This is a genomic window from Micromonospora sp. NPDC049523, assembly GCF_040676775.1.
GTDB lineage: Bacteria > Actinomycetota > Actinomycetes > Mycobacteriales > Micromonosporaceae > Micromonospora_G.
This window is the reverse complement of sequence record NZ_JBFAPP010000003.1, coordinates 73,736-95,583: the sequence shown is the minus strand read 5'-3', so window position 1 is coordinate 95,583 and position 21,848 is coordinate 73,736. Positions and strand designations below refer to the sequence as shown.

Annotated in this window: 19 protein-coding genes; 6 read left to right on the top strand and 13 right to left on the bottom strand. The window is 69.4% G+C overall.

Annotated features, from left to right (window positions below; translation table 11 throughout):
* Nucleotides 1-29: 29 nt before the first annotated feature.
* The 5 genes from AB0J90_RS05120 to AB0J90_RS05100 form a co-directional block, all read right to left on the bottom strand.
* A complete protein-coding gene (locus tag AB0J90_RS05120; protein WP_363592329.1) occupies nt 30-1,430 on the bottom strand; it encodes a phosphomannomutase/phosphoglucomutase in 1,401 nt (466 codons plus the stop codon).
* A gap of 165 nt (nt 1,431-1,595) precedes the next feature.
* On the bottom strand, nt 1,596-2,462 hold the full coding sequence (locus AB0J90_RS05115; RefSeq protein ID WP_363592327.1) for a hypothetical protein: 867 nt from the start codon (nt 2,460-2,462) through the stop codon (nt 1,596-1,598).
* Nucleotides 2,463-2,565: 103 nt separating this feature from the next.
* Nucleotides 2,566-3,453, bottom strand: a complete 888-nt coding sequence (locus AB0J90_RS05110; RefSeq protein WP_363592325.1) for a helix-turn-helix transcriptional regulator — start codon at nt 3,451-3,453, stop codon at nt 2,566-2,568.
* A gap of 150 nt (nt 3,454-3,603) precedes the next feature.
* Nucleotides 3,604-4,290 (bottom strand): deoxyribonuclease V, encoded by a 687-nt coding sequence (gene nfi / locus AB0J90_RS05105; protein ID WP_363592323.1) that lies wholly within the window; start codon nt 4,288-4,290, stop codon nt 3,604-3,606.
* A gap of 39 nt (nt 4,291-4,329) precedes the next feature.
* Complete coding sequence (locus AB0J90_RS05100; RefSeq protein ID WP_363592321.1) at nt 4,330-5,523, bottom strand: low temperature requirement protein A; 1,194 nt, start codon at nt 5,521-5,523, stop codon at nt 4,330-4,332.
* A 248-nt stretch (nt 5,524-5,771) separates the two neighbouring features.
* On the opposite strand from AB0J90_RS05100, the gene AB0J90_RS05095 reads away from it, so the two are divergent.
* Together AB0J90_RS05095 and AB0J90_RS05090 are read left to right on the top strand one after the other, a co-directional pair.
* Nucleotides 5,772-6,452: a hypothetical protein gene (locus AB0J90_RS05095; RefSeq protein ID WP_363592319.1), complete on the top strand. Its 681-nt coding sequence runs from the start codon at nt 5,772-5,774 to the stop codon at nt 6,450-6,452.
* Nucleotides 6,453-6,598: 146 nt separating this feature from the next.
* On the top strand, nt 6,599-7,831 hold the full coding sequence (locus AB0J90_RS05090; RefSeq protein ID WP_363592317.1) for an SUKH-3 domain-containing protein: 1,233 nt from the start codon (nt 6,599-6,601) through the stop codon (nt 7,829-7,831).
* A gap of 15 nt (nt 7,832-7,846) precedes the next feature.
* Here the strand turns inward: AB0J90_RS05090 and AB0J90_RS05085 are convergent, their stop codons facing one another.
* Nucleotides 7,847-9,301 carry an aldehyde dehydrogenase family protein gene (locus AB0J90_RS05085; RefSeq protein ID WP_363592315.1) on the bottom strand — a complete coding sequence of 485 codons (1,455 nt, stop codon included), beginning with the start codon at nt 9,299-9,301 and terminating at the stop codon, nt 7,847-7,849.
* A 157-nt stretch (nt 9,302-9,458) separates the two neighbouring features.
* Here AB0J90_RS05085 and AB0J90_RS05080 point away from each other — a divergent pair, with 157 nt between their 5' ends.
* The gene (locus tag AB0J90_RS05080) at nt 9,459-10,895 is read left to right on the top strand and encodes a gamma-aminobutyraldehyde dehydrogenase (protein ID WP_363592313.1); all 1,437 of its coding nucleotides are present in this window, start codon (nt 9,459-9,461) and stop codon (nt 10,893-10,895) included.
* A 4-nt stretch (nt 10,896-10,899) separates the two neighbouring features.
* Nucleotides 10,900-12,207: a 4-aminobutyrate--2-oxoglutarate transaminase gene (gene gabT / locus AB0J90_RS05075; protein ID WP_363592311.1), complete on the top strand. Its 1,308-nt coding sequence runs from the start codon at nt 10,900-10,902 to the stop codon at nt 12,205-12,207.
* A 255-nt stretch (nt 12,208-12,462) separates the two neighbouring features.
* Here gabT and AB0J90_RS05070 read toward each other — a convergent pair whose 3' ends face one another.
* The 6 genes from AB0J90_RS05070 to AB0J90_RS05045 all read right to left on the bottom strand — a co-directional run bounded on the left by AB0J90_RS05070 (nt 12,463) and on the right by AB0J90_RS05045 (nt 18,842).
* Nucleotides 12,463-13,317 (bottom strand): type IV toxin-antitoxin system AbiEi family antitoxin domain-containing protein, encoded by an 855-nt coding sequence (locus AB0J90_RS05070; RefSeq protein ID WP_363592309.1) that lies wholly within the window; start codon nt 13,315-13,317, stop codon nt 12,463-12,465.
* 264 nt (nt 13,318-13,581) lie between these two features.
* Nucleotides 13,582-14,781, bottom strand: a complete 1,200-nt coding sequence (locus AB0J90_RS05065) for a saccharopine dehydrogenase C-terminal domain-containing protein (RefSeq protein WP_363592307.1) — start codon at nt 14,779-14,781, stop codon at nt 13,582-13,584.
* A 26-nt stretch (nt 14,782-14,807) separates the two neighbouring features.
* Nucleotides 14,808-15,608, bottom strand: coding sequence for an ABC transporter permease (locus AB0J90_RS05060; RefSeq protein WP_363592305.1), 801 nt, complete (start codon nt 15,606-15,608; stop codon nt 14,808-14,810).
* 1 nt (nt 15,609) lies between these two features.
* Nucleotides 15,610-16,455, bottom strand: a complete 846-nt coding sequence (locus tag AB0J90_RS05055; RefSeq protein WP_363592303.1) for an ABC transporter permease — start codon at nt 16,453-16,455, stop codon at nt 15,610-15,612.
* Nucleotides 16,452-17,612, bottom strand: coding sequence for an ABC transporter ATP-binding protein (locus AB0J90_RS05050; protein ID WP_363592301.1), 1,161 nt, complete (start codon nt 17,610-17,612; stop codon nt 16,452-16,454). Before AB0J90_RS05050 ends, AB0J90_RS05055 begins: the two co-directional genes overlap by 4 nt.
* 6 nt (nt 17,613-17,618) lie before the next feature.
* Complete coding sequence (locus AB0J90_RS05045) at nt 17,619-18,842, bottom strand: spermidine/putrescine ABC transporter substrate-binding protein (protein ID WP_363592299.1); 1,224 nt, start codon at nt 18,840-18,842, stop codon at nt 17,619-17,621.
* Nucleotides 18,843-19,063: 221 nt separating this feature from the next.
* On the opposite strand from AB0J90_RS05045, the gene AB0J90_RS05040 reads away from it, so the two are divergent.
* Nucleotides 19,064-19,573 (top strand): Lrp/AsnC family transcriptional regulator, encoded by a 510-nt coding sequence (locus tag AB0J90_RS05040; RefSeq protein ID WP_363592297.1) that lies wholly within the window; start codon nt 19,064-19,066, stop codon nt 19,571-19,573.
* On the opposite strand, the gene AB0J90_RS05035 is transcribed toward AB0J90_RS05040, so the two are convergent.
* Entirely contained in the window at nt 19,532-20,137 is a 606-nt protein-coding gene (locus tag AB0J90_RS05035) for a DUF5753 domain-containing protein (protein WP_363592295.1), read from the bottom strand. The genes AB0J90_RS05040 and AB0J90_RS05035 overlap by 42 nt on opposite strands.
* Before the next feature lie 357 nt (nt 20,138-20,494).
* Between AB0J90_RS05035 and AB0J90_RS05030 the strand changes: the two genes are divergently transcribed.
* Nucleotides 20,495-21,841, top strand: coding sequence for an aspartate aminotransferase family protein (locus tag AB0J90_RS05030; protein WP_363592293.1), 1,347 nt, complete (start codon nt 20,495-20,497; stop codon nt 21,839-21,841).
* Nucleotides 21,842-21,848: the final 7 nt, after the last annotated feature.

Genomic DNA, 21,848 nt, shown 5'->3' with positions numbered 1-21,848 from the left:
GTCGGCGTTCCCGGCCGGCGCACGCGATCTTATCGGCGTACCAGGTCGAGCACCTCGTCACGGAGCGAGGTCATCCGGTCCTTGGTCGGCCCCTCCACGTTGAGCCGCAGCAACGGTTCGGTGTTGGAGGGGCGCAGGTTGATCCAGGCCCCGTCCGGGAAGCGCACGGTCAGGCCGTCCAGTTCGTCGGTCTCGGCACCCTGGTAGACCTGCTTGACCTCGGCCAACTTCGCCGCCTGGTCGGCGACCGTGGAGTTGATCTCGCCGGAGCAGACGTACCGCTCGTACTCGGCGGCGAACTCCGACAGCGGGCGGTCCTGCTCACCGAGCGCGGCGAGCAGGTGCATCGCGGCGAGCATGCCGGTGTCGGCGAACCAGAAGTCGCGGAAGTAGTAGTGCGCCGAGTGTTCACCGCCGAAAACCGCATTCGTACGGGCCATGTCGGCCTTGATGAACGAGTGCCCCACCCGGCTGCACAGCGGCTTCCCGCCGTGCTCCCGGATGATCTCCGGCACCGCGCTGGAGGTGATCAGGTTGTGGATGACCGTGGAGCCGGGGTGCTTGGCCAACTCGCGTACGGCCACCAGCGCGGTGATCGCGGACGGCGAGACCGGCTCGCCGCGCTCGTCGATGACGAAGCAGCGGTCCGCGTCGCCGTCGAAGGCGAGGCCGAGGTCGGCGCCGTGTTCCAGGACCGCCGCCTGCAGGTCGACCAGGTTGGCCGGGTCGAGCGGGTTGGCGTCGTGGTTGGGGAAGGAGCCGTCCAGCTCGAAGTAGAGCGGCACGATGGTCAGCGGCAGCGCCGGCAGCACGGCGTCGCCGAGCACCACCGGCACGGTGTAACCGCCCATGCCGTTGCCGGCGTCGACCACCACCCGCAGCGGCCGGATGGCGCTCAGGTCGACCAGTTTGCGCAGGTGGGCGGCGTACTCGGGGAGCAGGTCGCGCGGCTGCACCGGTTCCCGCGGCTCGCCCGCCGGGTGCGCGTCGCCCTTGTCCAGCATCGCCTGGGCCCGCTCGCGGATCTCGGCCAGGCCGCTGTCCTGGCCGATCGGCCGGGCGCCGGCCCGGCACATCTTGATCCCGTTGTACTGCGCCGGGTTGTGGCTGGCGGTGAACATGGCACCGGGCAGGTCGAGGCTGCCGGAGGCGTAGTAGAGCAGGTCGGTCGAGCCGAGGCCGGTGTCGATGACCGACATCCCCTCGGATCGGACTCCGGCGGCGAAAGCGGCGGCGAGACCAGGGCCGGTGGCCCGCATGTCGTGGGCGATCACGACGGCGTTGCGGTCAGCGGCCGGTTCGTCGCCCGGGTCCGCGCGCACCACCTGTGCGAAGGCCGCGCCCAACGCCTCGGCGACCCGCTCGTCCCACTGTTCGGGGACGGTACCGCGGACGTCGTACGCCTTGACGATTTGGGACAAATCAGACAACGGTCTCGCTCCTCAGTCATGCGCCGCCAACGGCCTGAGCGTATCGGAGCCAACGCCCCGAGCCGGGTGCAAGGCCGGTTGCGGGCAAGGCTCAGCGTGGGCGGACGCGGGGGTGAAGCTCAGGATCTGGCGCCGCAGACGCCGGGCGCGGGGCCGGAATCGGGCTCAGGGGCGTATCCGGGGCATGACCACGGTCGCGTCGCCACCGGCGCCGGCCGGCGGCGGGAACGGCGGACGCGGCCCGGCGCCCGGCGCACCACCGGCACCCGGCTCGTCCCGGCCGCCCTTGGCCCGGCGCAGCAGCAGCACCAGCAGCGCGATACCGATCGCCACCATGCCGACCCCGACCACCATCACCATCGAGCCGACCCCGCCACCACCGCTGTTGCCGGCACCGGCACCCAGACCCGGCTGACCGGTCGGCGCCACCGCCGCCACCTCGGTCTCCTCCGGGGCCGGTGTCGTCTCCTCCGGCGTCGGGCTCGGGCTCGGCGACTTCGAACTCCGCTTGGTCGGGGTGGGAGTGCCCTTGGCCCCGTTCACCTTCCGGGCCTCGGTCGCCCGCGCGATCAGCGGACCGCCGCCCGCGTACGCCTCGGCCACGATGTTCAACCGACCGGCCGGCACACCGGCGGCGAAGGCCAGCCGGTAGCGGACCGCGACGCTCTTGCGCTCACACAACTCGGGCTTCTCCGGTGCCACCCGGCCGCTGCGGACCAGGTCGTTGCCGCCCCCGGACACCGGCACCTCCTGCCAGCGGCCGTTCTGGGCGACCAGCAGGGTCACGTCACCCGCGGACAGCCCCGGCAACTGGAACAGCAACACGGTCCGGGCCGATACGCAGCCCTTGGACCGCTTGGTGACGGCCACCGTGATCGAACCCGGCGAACCACCGGCGGTGAAGCTGCTGGACGAGCTGAGCCGGACCGAGTCCTCGTCGTCGGCGAACGCCGGTGCCGCGCCGACCATCACCAGGCCAGCCAGCAGCGCGCCGACCGTCGCGAACCGAGCCGCTCCGCGCCGTACCAACATGATCACCTCGCCGGTTCCGGTTGGGGTACGGCCGACAGGCTACCGTGCGCCGCCACCCGCACTCCGACCGCGCACGCCACCACACCGTCACCGAGCGTGTGGGTCACGGCAGTTCGGCGGCCAGCCGAGCCAGCCAGGCCCGCGACTCTTCGCAGGTCAGGGCGTCGGCGCGGAGGTTGTCGAAGACCATGCGGTAACGGGCCACCCCGGGCTCTTTCTCCACGTAGATGTCACCCGCCTCGTTCTCCACATAGACCACGTCGCCGTCGGCCGGCTCCCCGACGATCTCCTCGCCGTCGGCCGAGGAGAAGCCGAGCAGGAGGAACGGGCCGGTGTTGCAGGCGTACGCGCCCCGGTCGAACGGCAGCACCTGGAGCTGCACGTTCGGCCGCCCGGCCATCTCCACCAGGTGACGCAACTGCGGCCCCATCACGTCCGGTCCACCCACCTGCCGGCGCAGCACCGCCTCGTCCAGGATCGCCCAGAGCCGGACCGGGTCCTGGGCACGGGTGAGGATCCGCTGGCGAGCCAGCCGGACCACGAGTTTCTCCTCGGTCGCGGCGTCGGCCTGCTCCAGCAACGTCTTACGCAGCACGGTGCGGGCGTACTCCTCGGTCTGGAGCAGCCCCGGCAGCACCGACGATTCGAACGTACGCAGCTCGGTGGCGTCGTGCTCCAACGCGATGAGAGTCGAGTATTCCCAGGTCAAGGCGTCGCTGTGGGCCTGCCACCAGCCCGCCTCCTGGGCCTGGCGGGCGAGCGCGACCAGGCGCTGCCGCTCGGCTCCCTCGACCCGGTAGACGTCGAGCAGTTCGTGCACCGTGCCGGGCGTGATCCGTACCCGGGCCGTCTCGATCCGGCTCACCCGCGAGGGTGAGCAGCGCACCTCCAGGGCGACCTGCTCCGCCTTGAAGCCCGCAGCCTCGCGCAGTTTGCGCAATTCGCGGCCGAGTTGCCGGCGTCGCACGGTGGGTGGTGATCCGACGACCATTCGGTGCCTCCCTGTCCGATTCCCCGAGGCAGTCTCCCGCACAGCACGTGCTTTGTCAGCAACAGATCGTTGTCTTTCCTGGACGCTCGATCGACATCACCGTGCGTCGCGACGGCCGCGGCGGCACCGGATTCCGGCCCCCGGCCGCCATCAGTCCAGGTCCGACGCCCGCGATCGGCCCAACGCCACCCGACACAACCGATCCGCCTGGCGGGTGGTCTCCGGCAGCCGATAACTCGGAGTCAATGCCAACACCCGGTCGCACGCGTTCGCCAAGTCCATCCGGTGTCCCACCGACACGAACACCGGCTTGATCCCCGCCCGGGTACGCAGCACCCGACCGACAACCTCACCGCCGTCGCGCAGCGGCGACCAGGCGCCCCGGTGTTCCGCGGGCGGGTCCCACGTACCGAGCAGCGGGGTCTTGCCCACCCCGATCGCCGGCAGCCCGGTGAGCACACCCAGGTGGCAGGCCAGCCCGAACCGCCGTGGATGGGCCAGCCCGTGCCCGTCGCAGACCAGCAGGTCGGGAGTGGTGGCGAGGCGTTCGAGCGCGTCCAGCAGCGCGGGCAGCTCACGGAACGCGAACAGGCCGGGAACATACGGAAAGGCGGCCCGACCGACGGTCACCGCCGTCTCCACCACGGCCAGCGTCCGCGCGTCCAACACCGTCACCGCCGCCGCGAGGCGGTCACCGTCCTCGGCGTACGCGACGTCCAGGCCGGCGACCGTACGCGGCTGTGTCGGTCCCGGCCCGACCAGGTCGACCAACGGCCGCAACCGATCCTGTACGGCTTTCGCCTCGGCAACCGTCGCCGGCCATTTCCCGCCCGTCATCCGCTCCCCCGCCACTGTCCGGTCGTCCCGACCAACCGGTCACAGCGGTGGGTTCGAGGCGGGCTCACGCCGCCCGGAAAGAGTCTCGTACGCCACCAGCCCGGCCAGTACGAGGGTGGCACCGAGCGGGGCGGCCAGTGGCGGCAGGAAGACCATTCCCGGCGCGGCGGCGACCATTACGATCAGCCCGACCCACATCGACGGAGGGATCCGTCCGAACAACTGGTGTTCGAAGCGGACCCGACCGGCCAGGAAAAGGGCCGGCCCACCGACGATGGCGACCACCCAGGCCGGATCGATCGGCGGTTCGGGATCGTCGATGACCAGCCGGAACCCCACCCCGGCGACGAGGATTCCGGCCACCATGACCAGCAGGGTGTAGCTTGCCGACTGGCTGAGCCGGATCGCGCTGGGTGCGCTGTGCAGGGCCTGCGCGAGGGCGAGTCCGGCGTGGTAGAAGAAGATTCTCCAGAACAGCACGGTGGTCAGGAAAGAGGCGACGAAGACAATCATCCGCTCGGTTTCGAATGGGCGTACGCTGATTTCGATTCCGGTGGCGATGACCGATTCACCGAGCGCGATCAGCAGGAACTGTACGTAGCGTTCGGCGAGGTGGTCCTCGGCCAGGGTCCACTCGGGTTCCCGGGCCCGGCCGAGTCGCGGCGTCGGCCACCGCAGCGCCGGACCGACCAGTTCCAGCAGCACCGCCACGATCCAGAAGGCCGCGCGGCCCTCGCCGCCGCTGATTCCGCCGGAGAGCCAGAGCACACCCGCGGCCAGTGCCCAGACCAGCACCCGGATCGAGGTCGCCTGCCGGTCATGCCCGCGCAGCGCCCAGACCAGGTACAGCGGCCGACCGACCTGGATAGTGACGTACGCGCAGGCGAAGATCAGGCCGCGGTCGCCGAACGCCTGGGGCAGGCAGACCGCGATCAGCAGGCTGCCGAACATGGTCACCACGACCACAAGCTGGATGTCGGCCCGTTGCGGGTCGAACCTGCTGGTCATCCAGGCGTTGAGGTACCAGACCATCCAGAGCGCGAGCAGCAGCAACAGGGTCTGGCCGGCTTCGGAGAACAGCATGCGACGGGCGATGGTGAGATCGTCGGTCACCCGTTGGGCGACCCGGGTCAGGGCGAACACGAACACCACGTCGAAGAGGAGTTCCAGGACGGTGACCCGGGGCGTACTCGTGTGGTCCCCGAGCCGGCCCCGCGCGGAGGACGTACTCACGAAGCCTGCCGTGCGTGACTCGTCAGGGGGTGGGTGGGCCGATCAGGACAGCACTCAACGCACGACTGCTCCAGACCCGGCATAACACCCACAACGATCGACCCTGCGTCGGGTCACCAACATCCATCCGTACGACGACGAAATCCACGCCTCCCGCACCGGTGACGAGCGATTCCCGTGGGTGGCCAACACCAGGACCGATCAGGGAATATACCGACACCGGGTCCTCAACGGGAGCGAGGTCGGACATGTGGCCGTCGAGTTCCGCTGCCCGCCGCGAGCGACGGTTGCAGCAACTGCAGGACACCTCGAACCGGTACGCCGAAGAAGCAATGCTCCTGTCGCGGGCAGGGCGTCTGGAGGAGGCTCTGGACCGGAACCGGAAGTCGATCGACATCATCCGCCAACTCCGGGCCGAAGAGCCGGACAACGACGAGCACCTCGCTCAACTCGCCGGCAAGCTGTACAACCTTGCCGGTGTGCTCACGCGTAGTGGTCGCCCGGCCGACGCCGCCAGCGCGGCGCGTGACTCTCTCGACAGTTACCTGGAGCTCACCGGCGGCGAGATGGCTCCGATAACGCTGCTCGGAGCACATCTGGACAGCCTGACCAGTTCGCCGCGGTACATCGCGGCCGACGGTACTCCACACCGCCGCCTCGACCTGCTCAAACTGAGCGGGATGACGGCCGATGTCAAGTGCCGGCTGGCGACGAACCTCGCCATGCTCGTCGTCGTGTTCCGACGCCCCGGGAAGCCGCAGAAGGCAACGCAGGCGGCTGCTTTCGGCGCGGAAGCCCGCAGGCTCGTCACGGAGGCCGTTGCCACCTACGACGTCCTCACCCGGCTGGACGAGAAGTTCCAGGAGGACCTGGTCCGGGTCCGCCGCGACGAGGCTCTGGTGTACGAGCTGATCGGCGACGGAGCGTAGCGCCTCGGCTGACTGGCACGATCGCCCACTGTGGACGGCCAGGCACTTACTGTCGGTATCGCGAGCCGTACGGGCTGACGCGAAACCCCGTGGTCCGGTAACTTCGCGGACGATGTCCGGCTGAGCAGGAACGGGGAGACTTGCACATGATCAGCCGCCAGGAAGCCGAAGGAATCGCCCAACGCTGGGCGCAACGGGAGGCACTGCGGCTCGGCCATCCCTGCACCCCGATGCTGGACGAGTTCGACGTCGGCTGGGTGATCCTGGTCGATCCGTCCGACGAACCGTCCACCGCATCCGGAACCCGTACGACCACGATCATCGACCGGGAAACCGGTGAGGTGTCGAGCTGGCCGAGTCTGCCGCCCGAGGTCGTGTGCGACATGTACCGCACCGACCGGTTGGGGCGCAGCCGGCTGACCCGGACGGTGGACCCGGCGGTGGAGTTGAGCCGGTCCACCCGGCGGCTGCCGACGCCCGGCGCCACCGCCCACCTGACCGTCCAACACGACCTGCACGTCGGTCACTCGGCAAAGGGTGACCTGCGGTTACAGCATCACCGGCTGGTCCGAGGCTATCTCGACCGCCTGCCGACAGGCCATCTCGTACGCGGCGCCGAACGGCACGCCGAACTCGTGGTCGTCTCGGACGTGCTGCACGAGTACGACCGCAGGCTCGCCACCCTCGGGCAGCCCGAGCTGACCCAGGAGTCGGCGCGGGAACTGTTCGGCAGCGCCCAACTGGAGGTGTTCCGGGTCCGGGAGCCGGGCGACCCGGCCGACGGTGCCGCCGAACGCCCCTGCGACTCGTGCGTGTGCGCACTGGTCCACTTCGGACTGCTGCCCTGGGCCCATCTTGCCTTCGCCGAGGAGTGGCGACCCGCACCGCAGCCGGTTCCCGATCCGGACCGGTTCCCGGCCGAGGTCGCGTACGCACTGGTCGAGGGGGGCTGGCGGCCGGGCTTCGGGGACAGGCTCCTGGCCGGTGAGGCGATCACGAAGGTGTGCGGGGTGCCCGGCAGGCACCACCGGCACCAGGGTTTCGAGGCCGCCGAACGTACCCTGACCGCGTTTCCCGGACTGGTCTGCGGGCGGCGTGGGCCCGGCGAGCAGGTGTGGATCCGGCGTTTCGAAATCAACCCGCCCGGTGTCGCGCACAGCGCGGACAGCCTGGCCGGCCTCGGCACGGTGATCGGCGTACGACTCTTCCCAATCGGCACCGAGGGAGGTGACAGCATCCTCGCCGTCGACGAGCTGGGTCGGATCTTCGCCCTCGACGAGGCCGGCGAGTGGTTCCTCGGCGCCGACATCGACACCGCCCTGACCACCCTGCTGCTCGGCCGTGCGCCCGCCCGACTCCACGACGACGGCACCTGGTGAACCCGTCCCCACCGCCTACAGGTCGATGCCGGTGAGCACCATGACGCGGGGTTCGGTGTAGTCGTCCATCGCGCTGCGTACGCCCTCGCGCCCGACACCGCTGCCCTTCACCCCGCCGTACGGCATCTGGTCGGCGCGGTACGACGGCACGTCACCGACGATCACCCCGCCGACCTGGAGCGTACGGTGCGCGGTGAACGCGGTCTGGAGACTGTGCGTGAAGACCCCCGCCTGAAGCCCGTACGCCGAATCGTTGACCGCGGCGAAGGCGGCCTGGTCGTCGGCGACCGGGGCGACCACCAGGACCGGCCCGAACACCTCCTCGGTCCACACCTTGGCCGCACCCGGCACCCCGGTCAGCACGGTGGGTGGGTACGAGCTGCCCGTACGCGGGCCGCCGAGCACCGCGGCGCCTCCGGCGGCCAGCGCCTCCTCGACCCAACCCTCGACCCGCACCGCGGCTGTCTCGCTGATCAGTGGTCCCACGTCGGTGGCATCGTCGGACGGGTCACCGACCCGCAGCGCCTTCACCGCGCCGACCAGCCGGGACAGGAAACCGTCGTAGAGCCGCTCGTGCACGAACACCCGCTGCACCGCGATGCAGCTCTGCCCGGCCTGGTAGTTGGCGAAGGTGGCGATCCGCTGCGCCGCCCAGTCGAGGTCGGTGTCGCTGGCCCAGTCACCGCAGATCACCGCGGCGCCGTTCCCGCCCAACTCCAGCGTGACGTGCTTGTCCGGTACGGCCCGCCGGATCGCGGCGCCGACCGGACCCGAGCCGGTGAACGACACCACCGGCAGCCGCGGGTCGCCGGTCAGCTCGGCGGCCCGGTCGTTGGGCAGCGGCAGCACCGAGAACAGGCCCGCCGGCAGCCCGCCGCGCGGCTCGGTCACCTCGGCCAGCAGCTCACCGAGCAGCAGGGCGGTCAGCGGGGTCGCCGGTGCCGGCTTCACCACGATCGGTGCACCGACGGCGAGCGCCGGGGCGACCTTGTGCGCGACCAGGTTCAGCGGGAAGTTGAACGGCGTGATGCCCAGGACGGGGCCGCGCGGCACCCGGCGTACCAGGGCGATCCGCCCGGTCGCGGCCGGGTCGGTGTCCAGCCGTTGCAGTTCGCCGGAGAACCGCCGGGCCTCCTCGGCGGCCCAGCGGAAGGTGGATACCGCCCGGGTCACCTCGATCCTGGCCCACTTCACCGGCTTGCCGCTCTCGGCGGTGATCAGCCGGGCGAACTCCTCGGCCCGCTCGGCGAGGCGCCGGGAGACGTGGTCCAGCGCGGCGGCCCGGACGTGCGCCGGCAGCGCCGCCGCCGTCGCGGCGACGTCGTGGGCGGCGGCCACCGCCCGCTCGACCTGGTCCGCGGTGGCATGACTGGTACGGCCGACCTCCCGCCCGTCGTACGGGTGCGAGACGAGCACGACGTCGTCGCCACTGGCCTGCGTACCGGCGACGTAGAACGGGGTTGCCTTCATGCACTGCAGCGTAAACGACCACACGCTTGCACTAAAACAGTCGCTCAAGCCCTTGTCTGCCGCGAATTCAGTAGCCAGGATGGCAGACAGGTTGCGATTACCTCCGCGACACCGGCTCCTCCACGACAGCGCGCAGGCCACCCCCGGGAGACCCGACATGAGCGACAAGCAAGCACTGCGCAACTTCGTCAACGGCGAGTACGTCGAGACGATCGACGGCCACAGCGTCGACCTGATCGACCCATGCACCGGTGAGGTGTTCGCCCAGTCGCCGGTCTCCGGCGCGGCCGACGTCGACGCGGCGATGACCGCGGCCGCGACCGCCTTCGAGAGCTGGCGGGACGTCACCCCCGCCGAGCGGCAGCGGGCCCTGTTGAAGCTGGCCGACGCGGTGGAGTCGCGGGCGGCCGAGTTGGTCGACGCCGAGGTACGCAACACCGGCAAGCCGCGCCAGCTCACCGCCGACGAGGAGTTGCCGCCGTCGGTGGACGAGTTCCGGTTCTTCGCCGGGGCGGCCAGGATGCTGGAGGGACGTTCCGCCGGGGAGTACATGGCCGGGCACACCTCCTACGTACGACGTGAGCCGATCGGCGTCTGCGCCCAGGTCACCCCCTGGAACTATCCGCTGATGATGGCGGTCTGGAAGATCGCCCCGGCGCTCGCCGCCGGCAACACGGTGGTGCTCAAACCGTCGGACACCACCCCGGTATCCACCCTGCTGCTCGCCGAGATCGCCGCCGAGTTCTTCCCGCCGGGGGTCTTCAACGTGGTCTGCGGCGACCGGGACACCGGCCGCAGCCTGGTCTCCCACCCCACCCCGAGAATGGTGTCGATCACCGGCTCCACCCGGGCCGGCATCGAGGTGGCGGCCACCGCCGCGTCCGACCTGAAGCGGACCCACCTGGAGTTGGGTGGCAAGGCCCCGGTGGTGGTCTTCGACGACGCCGACATCGCGGCGGCGGCCGAGGCGATCGCGGTCGGCGGCTACTTCAACGCCGGCCAGGACTGCACCGCGGCGACCCGCGTCCTCGCCGGCCCCGGCGTGTACGAGGATTTCGTGGCCGCCCTGACCGAGCAGGCGCGCAACACCCGTACCGGGGCACCGGACGACCCGGACGTGCTCTACGGCCCACTCAACAACGCCAACCAGCTAGCCAGGGTGACCGGGTTCGTCGACCGCCTGCCCGACCACGCGGAGCTGCGCTCCGGCGGCAACCGGGTCGGCGAGCGCGGCTACTTCTACGCCCCCACCGTGGTCTCCGGCGTCCGGCAGGACGACGAGATCATCCAGGACGAGGTGTTCGGGCCGGTCATCACCGTGCAACGCTTCACCGACGAGGACGAGGCGGTCCGCTGGGCCAACGGCGTCGAGTACGGCCTTTCCGCCTCGGTCTGGACGAAGGACCACGGTCGGGCGATGCGGATGACCCGCCGGCTCGACTTCGGCTGTGTCTGGGTGAACACGCACATCCCGTTCGTCTCCGAGATGCCGCACGGCGGGTTCAAGCACTCCGGCCACGGCAAGGACCTCTCCATCTACGGTCTGGAGGACTACACCCGGATCAAGCACGTCATGCACAACATCGAGAGCTGAGCCGATGACCAGCGCAGCCCGGCCCGCGTCGCCGGCCAGTTCCGAGGACCTGCACAAGCGGCGGTCCGGCGCGGTCGCCCGTGGCGTCGGCAGCGTCATCCCGTCCTACGTGGACCACGCCAGCGGCGGCACCATCGTCGACGTCGACGGCCGGGAGTGGATCGACTTCGCCGCCGGCATCGCGGTCACCAACGTCGGCAACTCCGCCCCACGAGTCGTCGCCGCCATCCGGGAGCAGGCGGAACGCTTCACCCACACCTGCTTCATGGTTGCACCGTACGAGTCGTACGTGGCCGTCTGCGAACAGCTCAACACCCTCACCCCCGGCACGTACGAGAAGCGTTCGGCACTGTTCAACTCCGGTGCCGAGGCAGTCGAGAACGCCGTCAAGATCGCCCGCCACGCGACCGGCCGCCCAGCCGTGGTGGTCTTCGACCACGCGTACCACGGGCGGACCAACCTGACGATGGCGTTGACCGCGAAGAACATGCCGTACAAGCACCGCTTCGGCCCGTTCGCCGGGGAGATCTACCGGGTGCCGATGTCGTACCCGCTGCGCGACGGCGGCTTGACCGGCCCGGCAGCGGCGGCGAACGCCATCGAGCTGATCGAGAAGCAGGTCGGTGCGGAGAACGTCGCCGCGCTACTGATCGAGCCGATCCAGGGCGAGGGCGGTTTTGTCGTACCGGCTCCGGGTTTCCTGCCCGCGTTGCGGGAGTGGGCGACAGCGGCCGGGGTGGTCTTCGTCGCCGACGAGATCCAGACCGGCTTCTGCCGTACCGGCGACTGGTTCGCCCTCGACCACGAACAGGTCGAACCGGACCTGATCACCCTCGCGAAGGGGATCGCGGGCGGCCTGCCGCTCGCCGCCGTCACCGGCCGCGCGGAGCTGATGGATGCCGTACACGTCGGCGGCCTCGGCGGCACCTACGGCGGCAACCCGATCGCCTGCGCCGCCGCACTGGCCGCCATCGAGACCATGCACGAACTGGACCTCCCCACCGCCGCCCGGCACATCGAGTCCACCATGCTCCCCCGCCTGCACGCCCTGGCCGCCCGGGACCCCAGGATCGCCGAGGTACGCGGCCGAGGCGCCATGCTCGCCGTGGAACTGGTCCTGCCCGGCACCCTCACCCCCGACCCCGCCACCACCGCGGCCATCTCAGCCGCCTGCCACCGCCTGGGCCTACTCACCCTCACCTGCGGCACCCACGGCAACGTCCTGCGTTTCCTCCCCCCACTCGTCATCGACACCCCCACCCTCACCCGCGCCCTAACCCTCCTCGAAACCGCCTTCACCCCCACCGCCTAACACCCACCCCGCCCCTCCCACCCCCTCCCACCCCCGCCCTCCCCGCGTCACCCCCGCGTCACCCCCGCTCCTTCCCCGCGTCGATCTTGCAGTTGTGGTCGTAGATATAAGCCGCAAAGGGGATAGATCAGACGCCATAACTGCAAGATCGGCGGGCCGGGGCCGGGGCCGGGGCCGGGGCCGGGGCCGGGGCCGGGGCCGGGGCCGGGGCCGGGGCCGGGGCCGGGGCCGGGGCCGGGGCCGGGGCCGGGGCGGTTAGGGGAGGAGGGTGGCGCGGACTGTGGCGGCTATGTGGGCGGGGCGGCTGTAGAGGTCGCGGGCGGTGAAGTAGCGCATTTTCCAACCGTTGGCGGCGAGCCAGTTCATCCGGGCGCGGTCGTAACGGAGCCGCTCGGGGTCGAGGTGGGATGCACCGTCGTACTCCAAGCCAATCCGACGCTCCCGGTAGCCCAGGTCGAGCCGGTAGACCCGCGAGCCGTACCGGTCGCACGCCCAGATCTGCGGCTCCGGCACCGGCAGGCCCGCGTCGATCAGCACCAGGCGCAGTTGGCTTTCCTGCCTGCATTCGGCACGAGGGTCGGCGATCGGCACCAGGTTCCGCACCTGACAAACACCTCGCAGTCCGGCATGCCGACCGACCTCCGCCCACAAATCGTCGGTACCGCAGGCGCCGGACCGGAGTACGGCATCGAGCAGCGGCAGGGCATCCATCCGGCGCAACTGCCGCGCCAGGTCGATCGCACATCGGGCAGCCGGTACGCAGGGCACGCCGGCCAGTTCAACCGGGCCGATCACCGGCAGCACCGCCTCGTGCGCGACAACGCCCCGAATCCTGGGCATCGCTACACCCGCTGGCAGTATCACGTGGATCATCTCCGGAGCCGATGTCCCGAATCCGTGTAACGCGGCAGCCGACTGGTAGCCGAGCACCGCCCCGGCCGGAAGCCGCCGGAACGTCGCCCGCAACAGGTCCAGCCGGCTCGGGTTCGGGACGTAGATACCCCGGGTCACCCGTCGCAGATCACCTCGCGCGACCCGATGACGGACCGCCGCCCGTGACATGCCAGCCGTACGCAACTCCGGATAGCGAAACGTCCCCTCGATCTCCACCCACGCAACACTGACCACCCGCCCCCGCCCCAACCACCCCCACCCACTCCCCTGTGGACAACCACCCCACCTGTGGAAAACCCCCTGATCAACCACCCACCTGCTACACCCCCAGCCCCCGCCCCCGCGATCTTGCAGTTGTGGCGCCCACGATGCCGGATTCGGGGCCTTTGTCAGCCACCACAACTGCAAGATCGCCGAGGAAGGCGGGACGCGGGACGCGGGGAGGACGGGAGGGACGCCGAGGGACGGGGGGGGACGGGGTTAGCGGTCTTTGATGCCCCATGGGGAGTCGTACGTGGTGAGCAGGTCCAGGAATGGCTTCGGCGGCAGGGCCTCCGGGCCGAGTACGCCGACACCGCCCCACACCCCGCTGGCGAGCAGTTCGAGGGCGATCACCGGGTTGATCGCGGTCTGCCAGACGACGGCCTGATGGCCGTACTCTGCCATCGACCATTCGTTGTCGACCACGTGGTAGAGGTAGCTGCGGCGGGGTTTGCCGTCCTTCCCGGTGCCGGTGACCCAGGTGCCGGCGCAGGTCTTGCCGCGCATCCGGTCACCGAGGCTCGCCGGGTCGGGCAGGCAGGCGGCCACCACGTCCCGGGGAGAGACGGAGACACCACCGACCCGGACCGGGCGGGTCGAGTCGAGGCCGAGTTTGTGCAGCGTACGCAGCACGTCGATGAACTCGGCGCCGAGCCCGTACTTGAAGGTGACCTTGCGGGCCGGCACCCAGCGCGGGATGAGCAGCACCTCCTCGTGCTCCACGTGCACACACTCGACCGGGCCGATGCCCTCGGGGAAGTCGAACACCTCCGGTTCGGCGAACGGTTCGGTGGTGTACCAGCCCCGGTCGGCCTCCCAGATCACCGGCGGGTTGAGGCACTCCTCGATGGTGGTCCAGATGGAGAACGACGGGGCGAAGTCGTAACCGTCGACGGTCAGGTTCGCGCCGTCGCGTACGCCGATCTCGTCGATGTCAGAGAAGAGTTCGTCGGCGGCGTAGCGGGCGAAGATGTCGGACAGGCCCGGTTCGACGCCGATGCCGAGCAGCGCCAACCGGCCCGCCTCGGACCATTTCTCCGCCATCGCGAACTGGTCGTCCCCGAGCTTCACCCCGCACCGCTGGTAGGGATTGTCGGGGTGCGGGGTGGACAGCGACATCGCCATGTCGAGGTAGTCCGCGCCGGCCGCGAGCGCGCCTTCGAAGATCGGCATGACGAAGCGCGGGTCGACGGCGTTGAGCACGTGCGTGATCCCGTGTTCGCGGCAGAGCGCGGCGACCGCGTCGGCCGAGGAGGCGTCGACGGTAGCGGCGACGAACCGGGGCCGCCCGGCGACGGCTCGTTCGGCTCGGGCCGGGTCGTAGTCGGCGACCACGCAGAGGTCGAAGAAGTCGCGGCGGTCGGCTATCGCGGCAGCGGCGGAGCCGACCCCGCCGGCGCCAAGGAGGAGGATGCGCATGAAAAACCCTTTCCGGGTACGGATGGTCAGCGCCGTACCCGTAGTCGCCGCCCGACCGAGCCACCGAGCACCAGCAGCACGGCGATCGCGAACATCGCCGTGCCGATCACGTTGACCTGCGGCGGGATACCACGCTGGGCGGCTCCCCAGACGTACATGGGGAAGGTGACGGTGGTGCCGGAGTTGAAGTTCGTGATGATGAAGTCGTCGAACGAGAGCGAGAACGCCAGCAGGGCGGCGGCGACGATGCCGGGCAGCACCAGCGGCAGGGTGATCCGGCGGAACGTCTGCCACTCGTTGGCGTAGAGGTCCATCGCCGCCTCTTCCAGCCGGCTGTCCATGCCGGCGAGCCGGGCCTTGACCGTGACGACCACGAACGAGACGCAGAACATGACGTGCGCGATCAGTACGGTCCAGAAGCCGAGCGGCACCCCACCGGCGACGAACAGGGCCAGCAGCGAGGTACCCATCACCAGTTCGGGACTGGCCATCGGCAGGAAGACCAGCAGGTTGACCAAGCCCCGGCCGCGGAACCGGTGCCGGACCAGGGCGAACGCCATCAGTGTGCCGAGCACGGTGGCGACGACGGTGGCGAGGAAGCCGATCTGGGCGCTGCGGGCGACCGCCGAGCACAGTTCGGCCGGGCCGCACGGGTTGGCCCAGTTGTCCAGGGTGAACTCGTTGAAGTCGTACGACACCCGGCTCGACGGGCGGTTGAACGACAGTGCGCCGACGACCGCGATCGGCAGGAACAGGTAACCGAGTACGACCAGCGCGACCACCATCACCCAGTGGTCCGCGACCCAGCGCCCAATTCGATGACCCATGTCAGATCACCTCCTCGGTGCCGGAGCGGCGCAGGTAGACGAAGACGATGGCCAGGATCGCCGCCATCAGCAGGAAGGAGAGCGCCGCGCCCTGGGGGTAGTCGAGCCGGACCAGGAACGCGGAGTCGATCACGTTGCCGATCATGTACTCGTTCGGCGTACCGAGCAGTTCGGCGTTGATGTAGTCGCCGCTGGCCGGGATGAAGAAGAGCAGGGTGCCGGCGACCAGTCCGGGCAGCGACAGCGGCAGCACGACCGTACGGAAGGTGCGTACGGGACCTGCGTAGAGGTCCTTCGCCGCTTCCAGCAGCCGGCCGTCGAGCCGTTCCAGGCTGGCGTAGAGCGGCAGCACCAGGAACGGCAGGAAGTTGTACGTCAGCCCGAGCACCACCGCGAACGGGGTCGCGAGCAGCCGACCGTCGGCGCCGAGCAGGTGCAGGTCGCGCAGCACGCCCACCAGCGCACCGTTGTCGGACAGGATGGTCTTCCAGGCCAGGGTGCGGACCAGGAAACTGGTGAACATCGGGGCGATGACGCAGACCAGCAGCAGGTTGCGCCACCGCCCGGCGCGCTGCGCGATCGCGTACGCCAGCGGGTAGCCGAGTGCGATCGCGAGCACGGTGGCGATGCCGGCGTACAGGAACGAGCGGCCGAACTGCGGCCAGTAGGCGGCCAGCACGTCACCGTAGTTGCCGAACGCCCAGGTCATCGCGTACCCGGTGGCGAGCGAGCCGGCCGGGTCGTACAGGCTCGCGGCGGCGAGTTGCACCAGGGGTACGACGAAGAAGAGCAGCAGCCAGAGCCCGCCCGGCAACAGCAGCAGGTACGGCAGCGCCTTCCTGCTCATGACGGAAGCTCGACGGGCGTGTCGAGAATCGGTGCGGTCTGGTCGGCGGCGCCGGGTTCCCGGGGCAGCACGAAGGCGTGTTCACCGCGCCAGTGCGCCACCACGTCCGAGCCGACCGGCAGCACGCTGGTGGCGCCGCTGTTCGCCACGAAGACCGACAGTTCGGTGCCCCACCCGGTCCGGACCTGGTACTGGGTGCTCACCCCGAGGTACGCGGCGTCGCTGACCACGCCGCTGATCTGCTGGTGTCCGGCGGGGACCGGATCCTCCGCACCGACCAGGTGCAGCTTCTCCGGGCGTACGCCGAGGTAGACCGGTCCCTGGTCGACCCGGGACCGGGCGGCGGGCACCGAGAAACGCGAGCCGTACGCCTCGACCGGAACCTCGTCCCCGGCGCGCCCGGCGGCCTCGCCGGCCAGCAGGTTGGACTGGCCGAGGAAGTTGGCGACGAACGCGGTCGCCGGGAACTCGTAGAGGTCGGCCGGGGCGCCGAGCTGTTCGATCTTCCCGGCGTTCATCACCGCGACCGTGTCGGCCATCGTCATGGCCTCCTCCTGGTCGTGCGTGACGTGTACGAAGGTGATGCCGACCTCGGTCTGGATCCGTTTGAGTTCGAGTTGCATCTGCCGGCGCAGCTTGAGGTCCAGGGCGCCGAGCGGTTCGTCGAGCAGCAGCACCTGCGGCCGGTTGATCAGCGCCCGGGCCAGCGCGACCCGCTGCTGCTGGCCGCCGGAGAGCTGCGCTGGGTGACGCTTGGCGTAACCGTCGAGCTGCACCAGCGCCAGCATCCGGTGCACCTGTTCGGTCACCTCGCGGACCTTGCGGCGGCGCAGCCCGAAGGCGACGTTCTCGAAGATGTCCAGGTGCGGGAAGAGCGCGTAGCTCTGGAAAACCGTGTTCACCGGCCGCCTGTACGGCCGCAGCCGGCTGATGTCCTGCTCGCCGAGGAGCACCTGCCCGCTGGTCGGTTCGGTCAGCCCGGCGACCATGCGCAGGGTGGTGGTCTTGCCGCAGCCGGAGGCGCCGAGCAGGGCGAAGAACGACCCCTGCGGGACGGTCAGGCTGAGGTCGTCGACCGCGGTGAAGATGCCGTACCGCTTGGTCACGTTGGCCAGCCGCAGGTCGCCCGCAACCTGCTCTTTGGTTTCTTTGGTCATCGCCGGCTACGCACCGATGACCTGCTGGAACTTGCCCTCGTACGCGCGTTCCTGTGCCTCGGTCAGGGCCATGAACACCTTCGCCTTGGCCAGCAGCGCGGCATCCGGGAAGATCAGCGGGTTGGCGGCCAACTCCGGGTCGATCTTCTCCATCTCCGCCTGGGCACCCTCGACCGGGCAGATGTAGTTGACGTACGCGGCGACCTGGGCGGCCACGGCCGGGTCGTAGTAGTAGTCGATGAGTGCCTCGGCGTTGCCCTTGTGCGTCGCCTTGTTCGGCACCTCCATGTTGTCCGAGAAGAGCATCACCCCGGAGTCCGGCGCCACGAACTGGATCTTCTCGTTCTCGGCGGAAAGCTGGATCACGTCACCGGACCAGCCGATGCACGCCGCCACGTCGCCCTTGGCGAGGTCGGGCGCGTAGTCGTTGCCGGTGAACCGGCGGATCTGGCCGCTGTCCACGGCCTTCTGCAACTTCGCCAGCGCGTCGTCGAACTGGGCGTCGGTGAACTTCGCCGGGTCGTGCCCGTTGGACTGCAACAGCAGACCCATGGTGTCGCGCATCTCGCTCAACGCGGTCACCTTGCCCTTGAGGTCGGGGCGGGTGAGCAGTTCGTCGACCGTACGGATCTCCTTGGTGACACTGCCGTTGAAGGCGAGCCCGGACAGGCCGGACTGCCACGGCAGGGCGTACTCGCTGTTCGGGTCGAAGGAGCGTCCGCGCAGGGACTTGAGTAGGTTCTTCTCGACGTTGGGAAGTTTCGCCTTGTCGAGCTTCTGCACCCAGCCGAGCCGGATCAGCCGGGCGGCCATCCAGTCGGTGAGCACGATGATGTCGCGCCCGGTCGACTGACAGGCGGCAAGCTGGTTCTGCACCTTGCCGAAAAATTCGTTGTTGTCGTTGATGTCCTCGGTGTACGTAACCTTTATGCCGGACGTGGTCTGGAAGGCGTCGAGGGTGGGCCGCTTCGACTCGTCGGCCTCGTCGACGTCGAGATACTGCGGCCAGTTGGAGAAGGCGAGGGTCTTCTCGCTGCCGGAGAGGTCCTCGCTGACACAGCCGGCCTCGGTCTGCTGCGCACCCTTGGTGCCGCAGGCGCTGAGCGCCCCACCGGCGGCGAGCAGCGCCGCCGAACCGGCGGCACCGTGCAGCAGGGTCCGACGGGAGACACCGGGCAGCAGGCTCGGGCCGGAGACGCCGGGCGGCGGGGGGCGGAAACGGTTACGCATATGACGGCTCCTAGGGGTCGAGCCAGCGGTGCGGAACATGGGGGGTGGCGCCCGCCGGCCGGATGTCATCGCGACTGATTCAATGTGACGACGATCCTGGCATGCAGCACCGCTTGTTACAAGGGATTCCGTCGCGGAAGTAGCTGTTCGCAACGAAATGCGCCAGACTCACCGTGGTAACACAACAGGCATTCAATGCCTGGTCAGCGACTGGGGGAAAGATGGCCAACGGGCCCGCCGAAGATCGCCGCGCACGACGAGTCACCGTACGCGAGGGCGCGAACCACGCGCTGCTCGACGATGTCGCGAAACAGATCATCGAGCAGTTGCAGGAGGACGGGCGCAGGGCGTACGCGACCATCGGTCGCGCGGTCGGCCTCTCCGAGGCAGCGGTACGCCAGCGGGTGCAGCGGCTGCTCGACGCCGGGGTGATGCAGATCGTCGCGGTGACGGACCCGCTCCAGCTCGGCTTCCCCCGCCAGGCGATGATCGGCCTGAAGACCGACGGCGACCTGGAACAGGTGGCGGACCGCCTGGCCGAACTCGACGAGGTCGACTACGTCGTCATCACCGCCGGCTCGTTCGACCTGCTCACCGAGGTAGTCTGCCGAAACGACGACCACCTGCTGGAGATCCTGCAACGCCTACGCGCCGTTCCCGGCGTCGTCTCCACAGAAGCCTTCGTCTACCTAAAACTCCGCAAACAAACCTACTCCTGGGGCACCGCCTAACCCGTTCACCCCGTTGATCATGAAGTTAGCGACAGGATGGGGCCGATTTCCCGTCGCCAACTTCATGGTCAACTTCGTTGGGCGTGCGGTGAGAAGAAGGGGCCAGTGCGGTGATGTCCATGTCTGCGCCATATCCCTGATCAGCTCGATCGTCTGCCGACGGGACAGCGCTTCGCCAGTCAGGTTGTCCCAGCGCTTTTTGTGCATGACAATGTCCGCCGCCTCCTTCTCGATCTGACCGCGGAGCTGGTTGTCCAGGTAGGCCAGCTCCTTGCCGTCCCTGAGCTGGGCGAGGACGAACGAACCGGCCAGGCCGGTGTGCCATGGTGTGTCGCTGGGGATGACGCGGAGCTGCACACACGGCAACTCGGCCATTTTCGCGAGGTGTTCGAGCTGCTCGCGCATCAGGTCCCGGTTGCCGAGCAGCCGCCGGAGCACCACCTCGTCAACTACGACGTGGAACTGCGGGGGCTGGTCGCGCGAAAGTATCCACTGCCGTTTGAGTCGGCTCGCCACGATCTGCTCCACCGTCTCCGGCGGCAGCACCCGTCCCACGTCGAGCATCGCGCGCCTCGGTCTGGAGCAGGCCCGGCACGAGCAGCGGACGAACGACACGCCGACCATCGATCTTTTTTGGGGCAGGAGCGGGGCATTCAGGGATCAGCTCGGATCAGGCAAGGATCCCCGAACGGTCCCGGAAAGACCCTCAAGATGTCCCCAAGGACCTCCTTCCGACGGCGACACCCACCCCCTCCAACACCACCTACGGATTTCGTTGCAGACAGCAGCACGGCCAGCAGAAACCGTCGCCATGAGCGCGAATGAGTGGCGTTAACCCTTGCGTCACGGCGGCAGCCTGTGCGATAACCGTGGTCACAGCGGCCGGGATCCGGCCCGATCACGGAACAGGGGCAGGCAGCCATGGCCAACGCCACCGACCACCTCTGGATGCACTTCACCCGGATGTCCGGCTACCGCGACGCGGAGGTGCCGACGATCGTCCGGGGCGAGGGTGCATACGTCTGGGACAGCCAGGGGCGCCGCTACCTCGACGGGTTGGCCGGGCTCTTCGTGGTCAACGCCGGGCACGGGCGTGCCGAGCTAGCCGAGGCGGCTGCCAAGCAGGCCGCCGAGCTGGCGTACTTCCCGCTCTGGTCCTATGCGCATCCGACCGCGATCGAATTGGCCGAGCGGATCGCCTCGCTCACCCCGGGCGACCTGAACCGGGTCTTCTTCACCACCGGCGGCTCCGAGGCGGTGGAGTCGGCGTGGAAGCTGGCGCGGGCGTACTTCAAGCGCACCGGCAAGCCGACCAAGTACAAGGTGATCAGCCGGTACATCGCGTACCACGGGACCTCGATGGGTGCACTGTCGATCACCGGGCTGCCGGGCATCAAGACCGACTTCGAGCCGCTGGTGCCGGGTGCGATCAAGGTGCCGAACACGAACTTCTACCGGGCGCCGGAGCATGGCGACGACCCGGAGGCGTTCGGGCGGTGGGCCGCTGACGAGATCGGCCGGGCGATCGAACGGGAGGGGCCGGACACCGTGGCCGCGGTGTTCCTGGAGCCGGTGCAGAACTCCGGCGGCTGCTTCCCGCCGCCGCCGGGTTACTTCGACCGGGTACGTGAGATCTGCGACCAGTACGACGTACTGCTCGTCTCCGACGAGGTGATCTGCTCCTGGGGCCGGTTGGGTGAGTACTTCGGCGCCCAGCGGTACGGCTACCAGCCCGACATCATCACCACCGCGAAGGGCATCACCTCCGGCTACGCCCCGCTCGGCGCGATGATCGCCAGTGACCGGCTGATCGAACCGTTCCTCGCCAACACCGAGATGTTCGCCCACGGCATCACTTTCGGCGGGCACCCGGTCTCCTGCGCCGTCGCACTGGCCAACCTCGACGTGTTCGCCCGCGAGGACCTGATCGGCCACGTACGGGCCAACGAAAACGCTTTCCGGTCCACTCTGGAACGGCTGCACGATCTGCCGATCGTCGGCGACATCCGGGGCGACGGCTACTTCTACGGCATCGAGCTGGTCAAGGACAAGGCGACCCGGGAGACGTTCGACGAGGCGGAATCCGAGCGGCTGCTGCGCGGATTCCTGTCCACCGCGCTGTTCGAGGCCGGGCTCTACTGCCGGGCCGACGACCGGGGCGACCCGGTGGTGCAGCTCGCCCCACCGCTCATCGCCGACCAGCGCCAGTTCGACGAGATCGAGCAGATCCTGCGCAGCGTGCTGACCGAGGCGTGGCGGTTGGTGTGAGCTACCG